At 59.0% G+C, this 14,262-nt stretch carries 13 protein-coding genes; 11 read left to right on the forward strand and 2 right to left on the reverse strand.

The window, feature by feature from the left end; translation table 11 throughout:
• From R6V78_RS06760 to R6V78_RS06785, 6 genes are all read left to right on the forward strand, one after another.
• A partial coding sequence (locus R6V78_RS06760) for a RibD family protein (protein ID WP_410288578.1) occupies window positions 1-385 on the forward strand: 385 nt, incomplete at its 5' end.
• Entirely contained in the window at window positions 382-1,416 is a 1,035-nt protein-coding gene (locus R6V78_RS06765) for a zinc-dependent alcohol dehydrogenase (RefSeq protein WP_410288579.1), read from the forward strand. The genes R6V78_RS06760 and R6V78_RS06765, both read left to right, overlap by 4 nt.
• Before the next feature lie 21 nt (window positions 1,417-1,437).
• The gene (locus R6V78_RS06770) at window positions 1,438-1,815 is read left to right on the forward strand and encodes a 6-pyruvoyl trahydropterin synthase family protein (RefSeq protein WP_410288580.1); all 378 of its coding nucleotides are present in this window, start codon (window positions 1,438-1,440) and stop codon (window positions 1,813-1,815) included.
• Window positions 1,815-2,936 carry a glycosyltransferase family 4 protein gene (locus R6V78_RS06775; protein WP_410288581.1) on the forward strand — a complete coding sequence of 374 codons (1,122 nt, stop codon included), beginning with the start codon at window positions 1,815-1,817 and terminating at the stop codon, window positions 2,934-2,936. The genes R6V78_RS06770 and R6V78_RS06775 overlap by 1 nt, the downstream gene beginning before the upstream one ends.
• Entirely contained in the window at window positions 2,923-3,888 is a 966-nt protein-coding gene (locus R6V78_RS06780) for a class I SAM-dependent methyltransferase (protein WP_410288582.1), read from the forward strand. Before R6V78_RS06775 ends, R6V78_RS06780 begins: the two co-directional genes overlap by 14 nt.
• Window positions 3,885-5,477, forward strand: a complete 1,593-nt coding sequence (locus R6V78_RS06785; protein WP_410288583.1) for a hypothetical protein — start codon at window positions 3,885-3,887, stop codon at window positions 5,475-5,477. The genes R6V78_RS06780 and R6V78_RS06785 overlap by 4 nt, the downstream gene beginning before the upstream one ends.
• Before the next feature lie 192 nt (window positions 5,478-5,669).
• Here R6V78_RS06785 and R6V78_RS06790 read toward each other — a convergent pair whose 3' ends face one another.
• Window positions 5,670-6,569, reverse strand: coding sequence for a Tim44 domain-containing protein (locus R6V78_RS06790; RefSeq protein WP_410288584.1), 900 nt, complete (start codon window positions 6,567-6,569; stop codon window positions 5,670-5,672).
• Between the two features lie 260 nt (window positions 6,570-6,829).
• A complete protein-coding gene (locus tag R6V78_RS06795) occupies window positions 6,830-7,045 on the reverse strand; it encodes a hypothetical protein (RefSeq protein ID WP_410288585.1) in 216 nt (71 codons plus the stop codon).
• 1,104 nt (window positions 7,046-8,149) lie between these two features.
• On the opposite strand from R6V78_RS06795, the gene R6V78_RS06800 reads away from it, so the two are divergent.
• The 5 genes from R6V78_RS06800 to R6V78_RS06820 all read left to right on the forward strand — a co-directional run.
• Window positions 8,150-8,380, forward strand: coding sequence for a KH domain-containing protein (locus R6V78_RS06800; RefSeq protein ID WP_410288589.1), 231 nt, complete (start codon window positions 8,150-8,152; stop codon window positions 8,378-8,380).
• 419 nt (window positions 8,381-8,799) lie between these two features.
• Window positions 8,800-8,979 (forward strand): CsbD family protein, encoded by a 180-nt coding sequence (locus R6V78_RS06805; protein WP_410288586.1) that lies wholly within the window; start codon window positions 8,800-8,802, stop codon window positions 8,977-8,979.
• A gap of 50 nt (window positions 8,980-9,029) precedes the next feature.
• Window positions 9,030-9,179, forward strand: coding sequence for a lmo0937 family membrane protein (locus tag R6V78_RS06810; protein ID WP_410288144.1), 150 nt, complete (start codon window positions 9,030-9,032; stop codon window positions 9,177-9,179).
• A gap of 518 nt (window positions 9,180-9,697) precedes the next feature.
• A complete protein-coding gene (locus tag R6V78_RS06815; RefSeq protein ID WP_410288587.1) occupies window positions 9,698-12,112 on the forward strand; it encodes a PAS domain S-box protein in 2,415 nt (804 codons plus the stop codon).
• 463 nt (window positions 12,113-12,575) lie between these two features.
• A partial coding sequence (locus tag R6V78_RS06820) for a chemotaxis protein CheB (protein ID WP_410288588.1) occupies window positions 12,576-14,262 on the forward strand: 1,687 nt, incomplete at its 3' end.

Genomic DNA, 14,262 nt, shown 5'->3' on the forward strand with positions numbered 1-14,262 from the left:
CGACCGCCGGTGTTGGCTGGCTTGCACAGAAAAGCATGATCCCCAGCGGGTTGGCGCGGTCCAAAGCCGGGGGGCAGAGCTCATCCGCTGCCGCCACGACCGGCGCGGCATGGTGGACCTGCCCGATCTGCTCGATCGACTCGGCCGGATAGGCATCCGGAGCATCATGGTGGAAGGCGGCGGCCAGGTGATCACCAGCTTCATTGAAGCCCGCCTGGTGGACCAGATGATCATTACCATCGCTCCCCGCCTGGTGGGCGGCCTGCCGGTGTTGGATCGCCCGGCCGTGGGCAATGGCTCCCTCTTGTGTTTCGATCCCGTCTCCTATCAATCCTGTGGCCCGGACATGATCCTGTGGGCCCAACCACAATGGCAGGACCCATGAATCGGCATCGCCTGGAATTTTCAGCGCCGGGGCGGGTCGCCGTTATCGCCGGGCCCGTGCCTCGGCCGGCAGGCGATGAAGTCCTGGTGCAGACCCATTGTTCGGCCATCAGCCCAGGGACGGAGATGTTGGTCTACCGGGGCCAGTGGCCGCCCGGCGTACCGGTGGATGCCAGCATTGATGCCCTGGCCGGTGCGTTTGCCTATCCCCTGGCCTACGGCTATTGCGCGGTGGGCAGGGTCATCGCAACCGGCCCCGCGGTGCCGGGCCAATGGCTCAATCGGCGGGTTTTCGCCTTTCAACCCCACCAGGACCTCTTCTGCGCCCGACCCGCGACACTGCATCCCATTCCCGCGGACCTGGACGACGAGACCGCCCTCTTTCTGCCCAGCATGGAGACCGCAGTCAACCTCCTGCTGGACGGCGCCCCCCTGATCGGCGAAAGGGTTATCGTCGTCGGCCAGGGCATCATCGGGCTGCTGGCCACGGCCTTGCTCTCCCGTTTTCCACTGGCCGCGCTGGCGACCCTGGACGCGCACCCGCTGCGGCGCGAGGCCTCCCTGCGTCTGGGTGCCGGCGAATGCTTCGATCCAGAGGACCCGGATCTCATGACGCGCTTGGGCGCGGTGCCGGGCCAGGGCGGACAGGCGGATCTTGTATACGAACTTTCGGGCAACCCGGCCGGCCTGGACACCGCGGTTACGCTGACGCGCTACAGTGGCCGGGTGGTCGTGGGTTCCTGGTATGGCGCCAAAAGGGTCGATCTGGACCTGGGTGCCTTCTTCCACCGCGGCCGTGTTGCGCTGATCAGCTCCCAGGTGAGCAGCATCGCCCCCCAGCTCACCGGCCGCTGGCCGACCAGCCGGCGAATGCAACTGGCCTGGGAAATGCTTCGCCGGGTGCGCCCCGGCGCCTGCATCACCCAGCGTTTCGCCCTGGCCGATGCGGACGCGGCTTACGCGCTCATCGACCGCAGCCCGGGCGAGACGATTCAAGTCATTTTCGATTACCGCCCCGCGGGGCAGAAGTAAATTCAAGCAAGGAGGAGCAGGATGTACACGCTCGGGGTGCGACGCGACTTCATTGCCCGGCACTACCTGGTGGGCGGAGACTGGGGAGCAGAGAACATCGAACACGCCCACCGCTACCGGCTGGAGCTGGTTCTGGAGGCAGCGTCACTGGACCACCACGGCTTTCTGGTGGATATCGTCGCGGTGGAGCAGCATCTGGATCAGGTCGTGGCCGATTTTCGGGATCAGACCTTGAACGCCCTGGCCGCCTTTGCCGGCCTCAACCCCAGCATCGAACGTCTGGCCACCGTCCTCCATGAGCGCTTCCGGGAGCGGCTCGCCCAGGTTGGATTGGTTGCCCTGTCCGTAACCATCTGGGAGGATGAGATCGCCTGGACCTCCTACCGCGACACGTTCTGATGCGCATCGGTCTCACCATCTACGGCAGCCTGGAAACCCTTACCGGCGGCTATCTTTACGACCGCATCGTCGCCCGGGGCTTGGCAGAACTGGGTCATGCGGTGGAAGTGATCAGCCTGGCCGGCGGATCTTACCTTCAACGGTTGGGGCGGGGCTTGTCTCCAGGGCTTCACCGCCGGCTGTTGACCGGCGGATTCGATGTTCTGATCCAGGACGAACTCTGCCATCCGTCGCTCTTTCTGGTGAATCGGCGGCTGCGTCGGCAGGCGGGGCCACCCGTGGCAGCCCTGGTGCATCACCTCCTGTGCAAGGAAACGCGCCCTCGCTGGCAGAATATGCTTCTGTCCATGGCCGAACGCAGCTTTCTGGCCTCGGTGGACGGTTTTATTCTCAACTCGGAGACCACCCGGCGCAGCGTGGCTTCCCTGGTGGCGCACCACCGGCCCCAGGTGATCGCCTATCCGGCCGGAGACCGTTTCGGAAGTCCCCTTTGCGCCGACGCCATCGGTCGGAGGGCCCGCCGTCCCGGACCGTTGGAGCTGATCTTTTTGGGCCATGTGATTCCCCGAAAAGGATTGTTGCCTCTGCTCAATGCCTTGGCCGGGGTAAACCGCGACGTTTGGCGCCTCTCTGTCGTAGGTGGTCTGGACTTCGACCCGGCCCACGCACAAAAGGCCCAACTGCTCACCCGGCAGTTGGGCCTGGCTGATTCGGTCCGGTTCCTGGGCCCGCTCCGGGACGAAGAACTTGTGAAGATTCTTGGCACGAGTCATCTCTTCTGCATGCCCTACGCCTATGAGGGGTTCGGCATCGCCATTTTGGAAGCCATGGCCTTTGGTCTGCCGGCCATCGGCTGCCGGGACGGCGCGGCGGGCGAGACCATCCGCCATGGGACCAATGGATTTTTACTGCGCCCCGGCGACCGCGCGGGGTTGCCGGGGCTGCTCGTAAAATTGCATCACCATCGCGAGGAATTACTAAGGATGGCCCTTACCGCCCGGGCGACCTACATTAAGAGTCCGACCTGGCAGGATGGCGTGCAGGCCATCGACCGCTTCCTGCGACAGATGAAGAGACGGCCGGGAAGGGCAAAACGGACGGATACCCATGTCCAAGGATAACTTCAGCCACGACCCGATGCATCCGGCCGTGGCGGATAAAACCCCAAATGGTTTTAGCCCCCACTACCTGGCCGCCAAGAAGACCATTGACGACCGGGCCTTGAACCACCACGTCTGGGAGACACTGCGCCTGGCACTGGCACAGACCGCGGGCCCGGGGCCACTGAAAATTCTCGATGTCGGGGCCGGCATCGGCACCATGCTGGAGCGGGTCGTGGAGCGACGTATGCTGACCGGCCCGGCCGTTTATGTGGTCAGCGACAGCGACCCGGGCCAACTCAGCGCCGCCCGCCAAGAGCTTTCGCAATGGGCGCAAAAGCGCGGTGAGGCCTTGTCCTGGAGCGGAGAACACCAATGCCGGCTGCGGACCGCAGACGCCGACGTGGCGGTTGTGCTTGACCTGGCAAGTGCCGAAGAACTGGCCGACCGGTCCGATACGCTGGGCTCCTTCGATCTGCTGATCGCCCACGCGGTGCTCGATCTGGTGGACTTTCCCAGCGTGCTGCCGCGACTTTTGCGGCGGCTTAAAGCAAGCGGTCTGGCCTATCTTACCTGCAACTTCGACGGCGACACCGTCTTTCTGCCGGAATGGGATGGCGATCAGGAGATCATCCGGCAGTATCATGGCTCCATGGATGCGCGGCTCACCGGGGCCAGCCGCACCGGTCGAAGACTCCTGGCCTTCCTGCAACGCCCCGGCCTGAAACTGCTGGCCGCGGGAAGTTCGGACTGGGTCATCCATCCCCGCAACGCCGGCTACGCCACGGATGAGACCTTTTTCCTGCATGCCCTCATCGAAACCGTAGAACGAGCGCTTGCGAAGAAAAACAGCCCGCCCCCCGGCCTGGCCGCCTGGGCGCGTTTACGGCACCGGCAGGTCGCGGCCGGCGAATTGTCCCTGCTGGCCCGCCACCTCGATCTTGTGGCCCGCCGCCAGGGACCACTGCCATGAAGATCAGGATGCAGCCGTGGCGGCCGCTGCCGGCACTCGGTGCGGCCTTCCTCTTCCTCAGTGCGCTGCTGAACGTCGACTACCCGGGAGGCCTTTCCTGGCGGTTCCTGCTGCCGTCCATGGATGTCTGGCTGCTGCTCGCTTCGATGGCCCTGGCGGCCTGGTGCGGGAAGCGGCCCCTCTTCTGGACCGGCCTGACGGCGGCGGTTCTCTTTCTGGCGCTGCGCCTGTTCCGCATCGGCGATACGGCGGTGCCCTTGTATCTCAACCGGAGCTTCAACCTCTATATCGATTCCGGCTATCTCTTCGGGCTCTACGACCTGCTCAAGACATCCGCCCGTGGAGGGGAGTTTCTGAAGCTGTCGGCCGCCGCACTGGCGTTGGCCCTGGCAGTTATTGCTTCGAGCGCTTACGCCTGGCGGACGGCGGCCAGGGCACTGGCGGACAAGCAAATCCGGGTCGGGTTCCTGGTCGCATCCGCCCTCATCTTCGGCCCCGTATGGGTCGGGGGCTGGCATCCGGCCGGCCCGCCGGCCATGCTCCGTCTCGGGCAAGAGATCCTCTTGATTAAAGAACAGTTGGCGCAAACGCGGACTTTTGTCGCCCGCCTGGAGCAAATCGCAAAAGAAAGGGCAGCAGGTTCTTTCTCCCTCAAAGGGCTGGAGGGCGCCGATGTCCTGTTGTTCATGGTCGAGTCCTACGGCCGCACCGTCTTCACCCGGCCGCATTATCGCCCGGCCATGGAAGCCACCCTGACCGATTTCTCCGAGTGTCTCGATCAACATGGGTTCAAGGCGGTCTCCGCCTATCTGCTGTCGCCGACCTACGGCGGGTCTTCCTGGCTGGCTCACGACACCCTGGAGTCCGGGCTGCGGGTGGCAAACGATCTCGAGTCCGCGGCGCTGCTGCGCTCCTCCGTGCCCCCCATGGCCACCTATTTTCGGAGAAACGGCTATCGCACCGTTTCGGTGATGCCCGGCTCCCGTTTTCCCTTTCCCCAGGGGGCCTATTTCGACTACCAACAGGTCTACTATGCCGGCCATTTCGACTATGGCGGCCCGACTTTCGGTTGGGCGCCCATGCCGGACCAATTTGTGCTCGACTGGGTGCGCCGACGTGAATTCACCCGGCGCGGGCAGCCGCTCTTCGTGCGCTACGTGCTCATCAGCAGCCACGCCGCCTTCAATATTCAACCGCCCTTCATTCCCGATTGGGACCTGATCGGCGACGGCCATATCTACAACGATCTTGCGCCGGTCTACTACCCCATTTACTGGCCCGATCTTGCAAACGCGGGAGAGGCCTACCTTCGCTCCCTGGACTACGAATTAGAGACCATAGGAGATTATCTGGCCAAGTATGTCGCCACGGAGGCCCTGATCATCATCATGGGGGATCACCAACCCAATCTGCAGCTCACCGACACGGTCGAGCCCTGGTCGGTGCCCGTGCATGTCATCAGCCGCAACCCCCGTCTGCTGGACCCTTTCCGCCAGCGGGGCTACACCCTGGGTCTGATTCCTGCCCAAGCACTTCCGCATGCGGGGATGGAAACTTTTTTGCAAGGATTTCTGGAAGACTTCAGGTAATAGGGATGGGGTGCGTTCACTTGCCCTTCGGTATGCGGGTGTGGCGCTTGGCAATCTCGACCCTAGTTTGCGATCGAATCAAGCGCTAAATCCGGGGACGCCCACGAATGGGCGTCGCCGGCTCACCAATTCAAGCGTGCCCGCGTATTGGGGATCGCCAATCATCGGCATCCGTCAGCGGTTGGCCGTTTCCTACCGTTCAACCTGCTGAATACCCTCCAACAGCCAGAAGGCATCGGGATTGTCCAACTCCTGGCTGAAATGCCACAGCTCACGGACCTGCTTGGACAACACGTCTTCGTTTTCCCGCAGCATGACATCGAACAGCACGGCAACAATGGTCTGGTGGTCGGTATCACGCACGTCGATGATGCGCGGGGTGATCAACAGCAGTTCGGTTTTCCCGGGCGTGGGGTCTTCCTGAACCTGCTGTCGGATTACGGTAAAGACCTCGGCTGAAGTGAATTGGCGGATATCGTCAAGATCACGTTTATCCCAGGCTGTCTGCAACCTGACATACATGGCATTGGCCCCCTTCAGAAACTCATCTGCATCGAAACCCGGCGGAAAATCCGGCTGCTCCGTTGCGGCCGCCAGCGTTGCTCCGGACGGCGTGGTGGCGGCGCTGCGCCATCCCCGGGCCGGGTCGCGCTCAAACGACATGGCGCCGCCCGGGGAGGCTGACTCCTCAGCCATGCGTCGGGTGCGCAAAAAGCGCAACACCAGAAAAAGACCTCCGCCTATCAACAGAAGGTCCAGCAATCCGGGGCCTCCGGATCCCTGTCCGCCACCGAACAGCATGGAGCCGATCAAGCCACCCATGAGCAGACCGCCCAGCATTCCTCCCCGGCCGCCCATCGATGATGGGGAGGTTCCGGTTCCGGATTGCTGCTGGGTGGTCTGTCCGGGTTTGGTCGGGGTGGAAGCAGGGTTCTGCGAGGGGGACGGGGTACTGCGCTGGTAGCTCGGTTTGCTGCCAAAGGATTTGCCGCGCCCCAACCGGGCCGCTTCCGCCGTGTCTTGCCAGAAATAAAGCAGGCCCAGTGCCAGGCTGAAAAGCACCAGGATGGAGAATCGCGTCTTTTTGTGCATGGTTTTCATTTTCCCTTTTTTGCTATGGTTGATTTAACATCTACTTTCGGGGTACATGCCCATTGGTCCGATGGCGCATAAAAAAAGGCCTTTATCCCGTTAACCGTTCCGAGGGTAAAGGTCTTGTTGTTCGAACGCGGCGATCGCAATCTCGGGTCAAAAGAGGCCACCCGTCATGCCGCCAATCTGCGGGCCGGCTGCCTGCCGACGGGGTGGAATTTATTGAAAAAGCCGCAACCTGTCAACATCAATCGGGTTGCTTATGGTACGACAATGGCGGATTGCGTTTCCTGGCGCAGCAGGAGAAGCTGATGAAAGAGCGTCGATCTGATTTCCAAAGGTCGGCACGAGCGCTTCATCATCAACAAAGAAAAGTTCGATGCAAGGATCGGGAAAAAGAAGCGTAATGCATAACCCATGCGGACAGCCAGGGCCGCAGCAATTTTGACCAGACGGAGCGGCTTAAAATCAATCATTTTTTTTAAAGTCAGTGGCAGCCCTGCCTGCTGCTGAGCATGGCGTTTTCCCGACTATGCGAAGCACACCGAAGCAAGATTGATGGCCTCGACAAAAGTTCCCGATGTGTCATTCCCGCGAAGGCGGGAACCTATAACTATTTGAAACTTATGGATCCCCGCCTCCGCGAGGATGACAATAAATCTGAGATTTCGACTTTTTACGACTCCGTCAAGATTGTGCCGCAAATCCACGCGGAGAGATTGGCCCCGAGCCAATGCTCTCCGGCTGCGAGCGCATCGTTAGCTCCGGCTTCGGGTGGCTCACAATAAGCGGGCCAATCTTCAATCTTATCTTAAATCGCGCCTAGAGTATGGGTATTTGCCCCGTATTTTCCTCCCGATAGTCCCGTCTTCCCGAATTACAGTCGTTCGATTATATTGTGTCTACGGGAAAAGACGCCCAGTATCTTCACACGGTATGCATACGCGCAACGCTGACTGTCTGATTACCTCGAAACCGAAATAAGTGCTTGGTCCATTTGGATCCCACCCCCCACCATGACTGACGACGTGAAGGGAACCCGATGATATCTTCACCTTGCAGGAACTGCGACAAGCGCAATATGCCCAAGGACATGTGCATGAAAGGATGCGAGAAAATCGCGGCAATTCAACGGTCTCAAAATATCTTGCGTATACCGCCATATGCGCGCAGCGAAAGTCCCGAACCATTAAACTGCCTGCATGACCCTACCCTGGTTTTGGCTCCGGGTGAATTGGGTTGAACCGCGATAGCGGGTGCATTCCCCACCGCTTGCGGCGGGGTTAGCGAGCGAACGGGGAATCGATTTTCATCCTTGGGGTGCAGCGCAGCACCGCCGCTACAGGCGGAACATTCCCGCGGCTTGCCGCGGAAAGTGTTCAATGAGATTTCAAAGCGGGGAACAATAAAATCAATTTTGACGTTTGTACCGTTGGAAACAGGCCGCCGCTTTCGGATTTGGATGGCGAGAAGATTTATCAAGAATACCTGCTCATACCTGCGCGCATCACGCATCGGCAATTGAATAGTCCTGAACAACACTCAAAGGAGAATAGAAAATGAATCCACTATTGACGCAAATGAATCAGCTGCTCACTCAGATTGCACAATCCCTCGTGGACCGCCCCCAGGATGTTCGGGTCAATGCCATCGAAGGCGACCACACCACGGTGCTGGAATTGTGTGTTGCCAAGGAAGACATCGGCAAGGTTATCGGCAGACAGGGCCGCACCGCCCAAGCCATGCGCACGCTTATCGGAGCCGTCTCGGCCAAAATCAAAAGACGCACGGTGCTGGAAATTGTCGAATAGAGAACACCCGAATTGATCGATAACGGAGGGCATGTGCGCCATGGAAGACCACGACCCAAATAAGAATGCAGAGATAAGGCCCGCCATGTCGAAAGCCGACTTTATCAGACGAATCGGCATTGGACCGGACCTCGCCAGGTTTTTGACTGATTTTACCCAAAAGCCTGAAATCCTCTCTTCGCTGCCCTCGGACAGGTATCGCGAATTTGAATCTCAGATGGACGCGATTTTTTCTTGCTTAGGGAAGCGATAAGTCATCCCCAACAGGCATACTGCGATGGATGCCTATGCAATATTACGGCGATCGAATTCGAGGAAATCAAGTGGCGTTCAGCCAATCGGGCGGGCGCTATCGGACAACAGCCCCATCTTTTGCGGGGGAGCATCAATACAAACCATTATTCAACAGGAGGTCTGCCATGAAATCAAGCACCGAGGACAAGGCGGAAGGCAAGTGGCACCAGGTGAAGGGCAAAATCAAGGAGGGCGTCGGAAAAACAGTCGGGAACCGCGACCTGGAAGCCGAAGGCAAGGCCGAAAATATTAAAGGGAAGGTTAAGGAAAAGATCGGCGAGATCAAGGACGTCGGCGGGAAGTAAACACGAACGCCTGTCAACGGAATCTGATGGGCGTTAAAAAGGAGGCTACCATGCTTTGGACCATATTTGTGATTCTACTGGTTTTGTGGGCGCTGGGACTGTTGACCGGCACCACGTTTGGCGGCGTCATTCACGCCCTGCTGGTCATCGCCATCATCGTGGTGGTGATCCAGGTGCTTCAGGGGCGAAAACGGGTGTGACCCGTCGGACAGAGGGAAGAGAAACGCAAAGAGAAGGTGGTGAAGCAGCGCTGGTGGTCGTGGGGACCCTGGTCAGGAAAGACGCGGCCATGGGTGTCCACGCCCGCCATAGTCCGAACTCGGTTTTCACCGCCGCCGAAATAATTGGTCGTATGTGACCGTGGGTCAAATATGACCGTTGACGATCAGCGTCTATAGCCTGTCTCTCATCATCTCCATATTATAATAAATTATTTCAGAATGCTGGGGTTGAAATCCCGATCATGCGCAATCTGGCATGAACGTTGGGTTCAATGCGTTCAAAGCGTGTCGATGCCAGTGAGTCGGCTGGATCAAAAAACACCCTGACAACAGGGGAACGATAAAACGAGACAATTGGATCACCGCTCGTATCGGTGAAACAAGTCCCGGTCTGCGAGGTGAAACCTACGCTTTTATAGTCGGCAAGGACTGGCGGTTTCTCAAAAATGCCCTGTGGCTTTGGATGCGAGTTCGAGATCAACACTACGGAGTCGACCATGAAACATGACCATACCGCACATCAGCCCGTCGAAAAGATGACCGATATACGCATCGATCTTATCGAATATGCCGCCACGCACACACTGAACGAGCTGATAACCCGGGCGCTGGATAAAATCCAAGCGCTGGTCGACAGCGCCATCGGATTTTTCCACTTTGTCGAGGCTGACCAGAAAACCCTTTCCCTCCAGCAATGGTCGACCCGCACGTTAACTGAATTCTGCCGGGCCGAAGGCAAAGGGATGCATTACCCCATCGAACAAGCCGGCGTCTGGGCGGACGGTGCAAGGCGGAAAAAGCCGGTGATTCACAACGACTACGCCGCATTAAAACAAAAACAGGGGATGCCCGTGGGCCACGCCGAAGTCGTTCGAGAATTGGTGGTTCCCGTCATGCGTAGAGGCAGGGTGGTCGCCATCCTGGGCGTCGGAAACAAATCGGTCGATTACACGGAAAAGGATGTGGAGATCGTATCCTACCTTGCGGATGTAACCTGGGAGATTTTTCAACGCAAAAGAACGCAAGAAGCATTAATAGACTCCGAGAAGCGCTACCGGAGGCTTTTTGAATCCGCCAAGGACGGTATTTTGATTCTCGATGCCGATTCGGGAAAGATAGTTGACATCAACCCGTTCTTGTCGCGGCTGCTGGGTTGTCAGCATACCGAATTATTGGGAAAACATCTGTGGGAGATCGGCACCTTCGCCGGCATCGCCGCATCCAAGGACGCCTTCAAGACCCTGCAGGACAAAGCATATATCCGCTACGACCATCTGCCCCTGGAAACCGTAGATGGGCGGATCGTCGAGGTGGAATTCGTCAGCAATGTTTATCTGGTGGACAACGCCAAGGTCATCCAGTGCAACATTCGCGACATCACTGAACGCAAACAGGCCGACGCCGAACGCGAACGACTGCTCGCGGCGATTGAACAGGTCGGTGAAATGATTGTCATTACCAACCCCGACGGGACCATCCAATACGTCAACCCGGCATTTGAAAGGGTGACGGGCTATTCCCGCGACGAAGCCATCGGGAAAAACCCGCGCATACTCAATAGCGGCGAACAGGGCACGGACTTTAATCGAAACTTGTGGGAGACCATATCCGCCGGCAATACCTTTCAAGGGCGCATGGTCAACAAGCGCAAGGATGGCACTTTTTTCACCGAGGAGGCGACGATTTCCCCGGTTTGCGACCCTTCGGGCCGCATCGTCAGCTATGTTGCTGTCAAGCGCGATATCACGGAAAACTTAAAACTGGCGGCCCAGTTCCAGCAGTCCCAGAAGATGGAATCCGTGGGCCGGTTGGCCGGCGGCGTGGCCCACGATTACAACAACATGCTCAGTGTCATTATCGGTTACACGGAACTGGCCCTGGAAAAGGTAGACCCGTCGGATCCGCTGCATGCAAATCTCCATGAAATTTTTACGGCCGCCATGCGATCCACCGAGATCACCAGACAATTGCTGGCATTTGCCCGCAAGCAGACGATCAGCCCCAAAGTGCTCGACGTGAACGGGACCGTGGAGGGCATGCTCACGATGCTGCGGCGCCTCATCGGCGAGGACATCGATCTTAGCTGGCGACCCGAGGCGCGCTTGCGTCCGGTCAAAATGGACCCTGCCCAGATCGATCAGATACTGGCCAACCTGTGTGTCAACGCCCGCGACGCGATTGCCGGAGTGGGCAAAATCACCATCGAGACGCACATGGTGAAATTCGACGCGGCGTATTGCGCTGATCACGCCGGTTTTGTCCCCGGCGATTTTGTCTTGTTGGCCGTCAGCGACGATGGCTGCGGCATGGATAAAGAAACCCTTGACAACATATTCGAACCGTTTTTCACCACCAAGGAGGTGAACCAGGGTACCGGTCTGGGGTTGGCCACGGTCTTCGGCATTGTCAAGCAGAACAACGGGTTCATCAACGTCTACAGCGAACCGGGGAATGGAACGACATTCAGGATTTACTTGCCGCCCCATGTAGGCGAAGCAGAGAAGACAGGAACGGAAACGGTTGCGACAATCCCGTCAGGCCAGGGCGAAATGGTGCTCCTGGTGGAGGATGAACCTGCAATCATGAAGATGAGCCAGAAGATGTTGGAAAGATTGGGTTACCAGGTATTGGCCACAGGCACCCCCAGCGAGGCCCTGCGCCTGGCGGGAAACCACGCTGGAGAAATTCACCTGCTCGTCACCGACGTGGTCATGCCTGAAATGAACGGTCGCAATCTGGCGGATCAACTGTGCGCGCAGTTCCCGGATATCAAAACCCTCTTCATGTCCGGCTACACCGCCAATGTGATCGCCCACAGGGGTGTGTTGGATGAAGGTGTGAATTTTATCCAGAAGCCTTTTTCCATCAAAGACTTGGGCATCAAAGTAAGAGCAACCCTGGATCAGAAATAGTCGCATGGTACGCCCCCCGCCCCCAGGGGAACTTAAAACATGACCATCAGCGGATCGCGCAGGGAATCCCATTGACAGGCCGGCACCATATAATCAGATGCATACGAGGATTCGTTTCAGACGGTGGCGGCAATCGTGATTCGCATGGACTAACCGATGGAACAGCGGGGAAACATGGGCTTATACCTATGGCAATTCCTACCTGCATGTGGTATTAAATTGAAACCGCGGTTGCGCTTTCCTAAAGATTTGGCGTGAAAACCCTATGGACTGGATCGATGTCGACACAGTCCTGGCTTTATCGGGCATGCCGCCGCCCACCGTGACAGGGGTACCAACCATGAAGAAATCATCCGGCCCCAAGACAGCTCCAAAACCGAGGCCAAAGCCGCGCAAGCATGCACCGGCGGCGCCAGGGCCGCCGGAACCGCCGCGACCGACAACTCCAAAAGCATTCCCCATCGTGGGCATTGGCGCTTCGGCCGGTGGGCTCGAGGCGCTGGATCTTTTTCTGAAACATGTGCCCCACGGCAGCGGTATGGCCTTTGTCATCGTCCAGCACCTGGACCCCACCCATAAAGGCATCCTGGTGGAGCTGCTCCAGCGCACAACCGACATGCCGGTCGTACAGGTCAAAGACCGCCACAGGGTCGCACCGGACCATGTCTACGTGATCCCGCCCAATAAGGACATGTCGATCCTGCACGGGGTGCTGCACCTGCTTGCACCGGCCGAGCCCCGCGGACTGCGCCTGCCCATCGATTTCTTCTTCCGCTCCCTGGCCGATGACTGCCAGGCGAGCAGCATTGGCGTCATCTTGTCGGGGATGGGCTCGGACGGCACGCTGGGCCTTGGGGCCATCAAGGAGAAAGCCGGGGTTGTTTTTGTGCAGTCGCCGGCTTCGGCCAAGTTCGACGGCATGCCCCGAAGCGCCATCGACGCCGGTTTGGCCGACGTGGTTGCCCCGGTCGAAGCGCTGCCGGGCCGGATCTGCGACTATATCAAACACGCGCCTGTGGCCGCCCCGTCCGACCCGGAGCGGGAGAGCAAGACGCAAAGCACCCTGGAGAAGGTGTTTATCCTGCTCCGGGCCAAGACCGGACACGATTTTTCGTTGTACAAAAAGAGCACCATCTACCGCCGTGTCGAGCGGCGCATGGGCCTGCATCAGATCGACAAGCTGGCCACCTATGTCCGGTTTCTGCGCGAGAACCCTCAGGAAACCGAGCTGCTTTTCAAAGAGCTTCTGATCGGCGTCACCAGCTTTTTTCGCGACCCGCCGGCGTGGGAGCAGTTGAAAACCGAGGTCATGCCCGCCCTGCTGAAGGCCCGTCCCAAAGGCGGGGTGCTCAGGGCCTGGACATCGGGCTGTTCCACGGGCGAGGAGGCCTATTCCCTGGCCATGGTTTTCAAGGAGGCGCTGGAGATGGTCAACCCGGCCGAAAACTTTTCACTCCAGGTCTTTGCCACGGACCTGGACCGGGATGCCATCGACAAGGCGCGCGCGGGCGTCTATCCGGCCAACATCGCTGCGGACGTCTCCGTTGAGCGCCTGCAACGCTTCTTTGTAAAGGACGAGCTCGGCTACCGGGCGGCCAAGGAGATCCGTGAGATGGCGATCTTTGCCTGCCAGAATATGATCATGGACCCGCCCTTTACCAAGCTCGACCTGCTGATCTGCCGCAACCTTTTGATCTACCTGGAACAGGGGATGCAAAAAAAACTCATCCCTTTGTTTCACTACAGCCTGAATCCCGGTGGTGTTCTGTTTCTGGGCAGCGCGGAGACCATCGGCGCCTTTACCAATCTGTTTGCCCCGTTAGCCAAAAAAACGCACATCTTCCGGCGGCTCGATGCTCCCCTGGTGGCGGAGGCGGTCGTATTTCCCTCCGCGTTTGTGCATCATCCGCCGGAGGCTGCCAGCGTGCAGCCCCCGGCCCGCATGGCCGGCACCAGCCTCCAGACCCTGGCGGACCAGCTTTTGTTGCGGCACTATTGCCCGGCGGCCGTGTTGACCAACGACCAGGGCGATATCCTTTATGTCGGCGGGCGCAGGGGAAAATTCCTGGACACGGCTGCGGGCAAGGCCAACTGGAACATTTTTGACATGGGGCGCGAAGGGCTGCGCTACGAGCTGAACAACGCTTTGC

This window comes from Desulfosarcina sp. (assembly GCF_046496365.1).
Lineage (GTDB): Bacteria > Desulfobacterota > Desulfobacteria > Desulfobacterales > Desulfosarcinaceae > Desulfosarcina.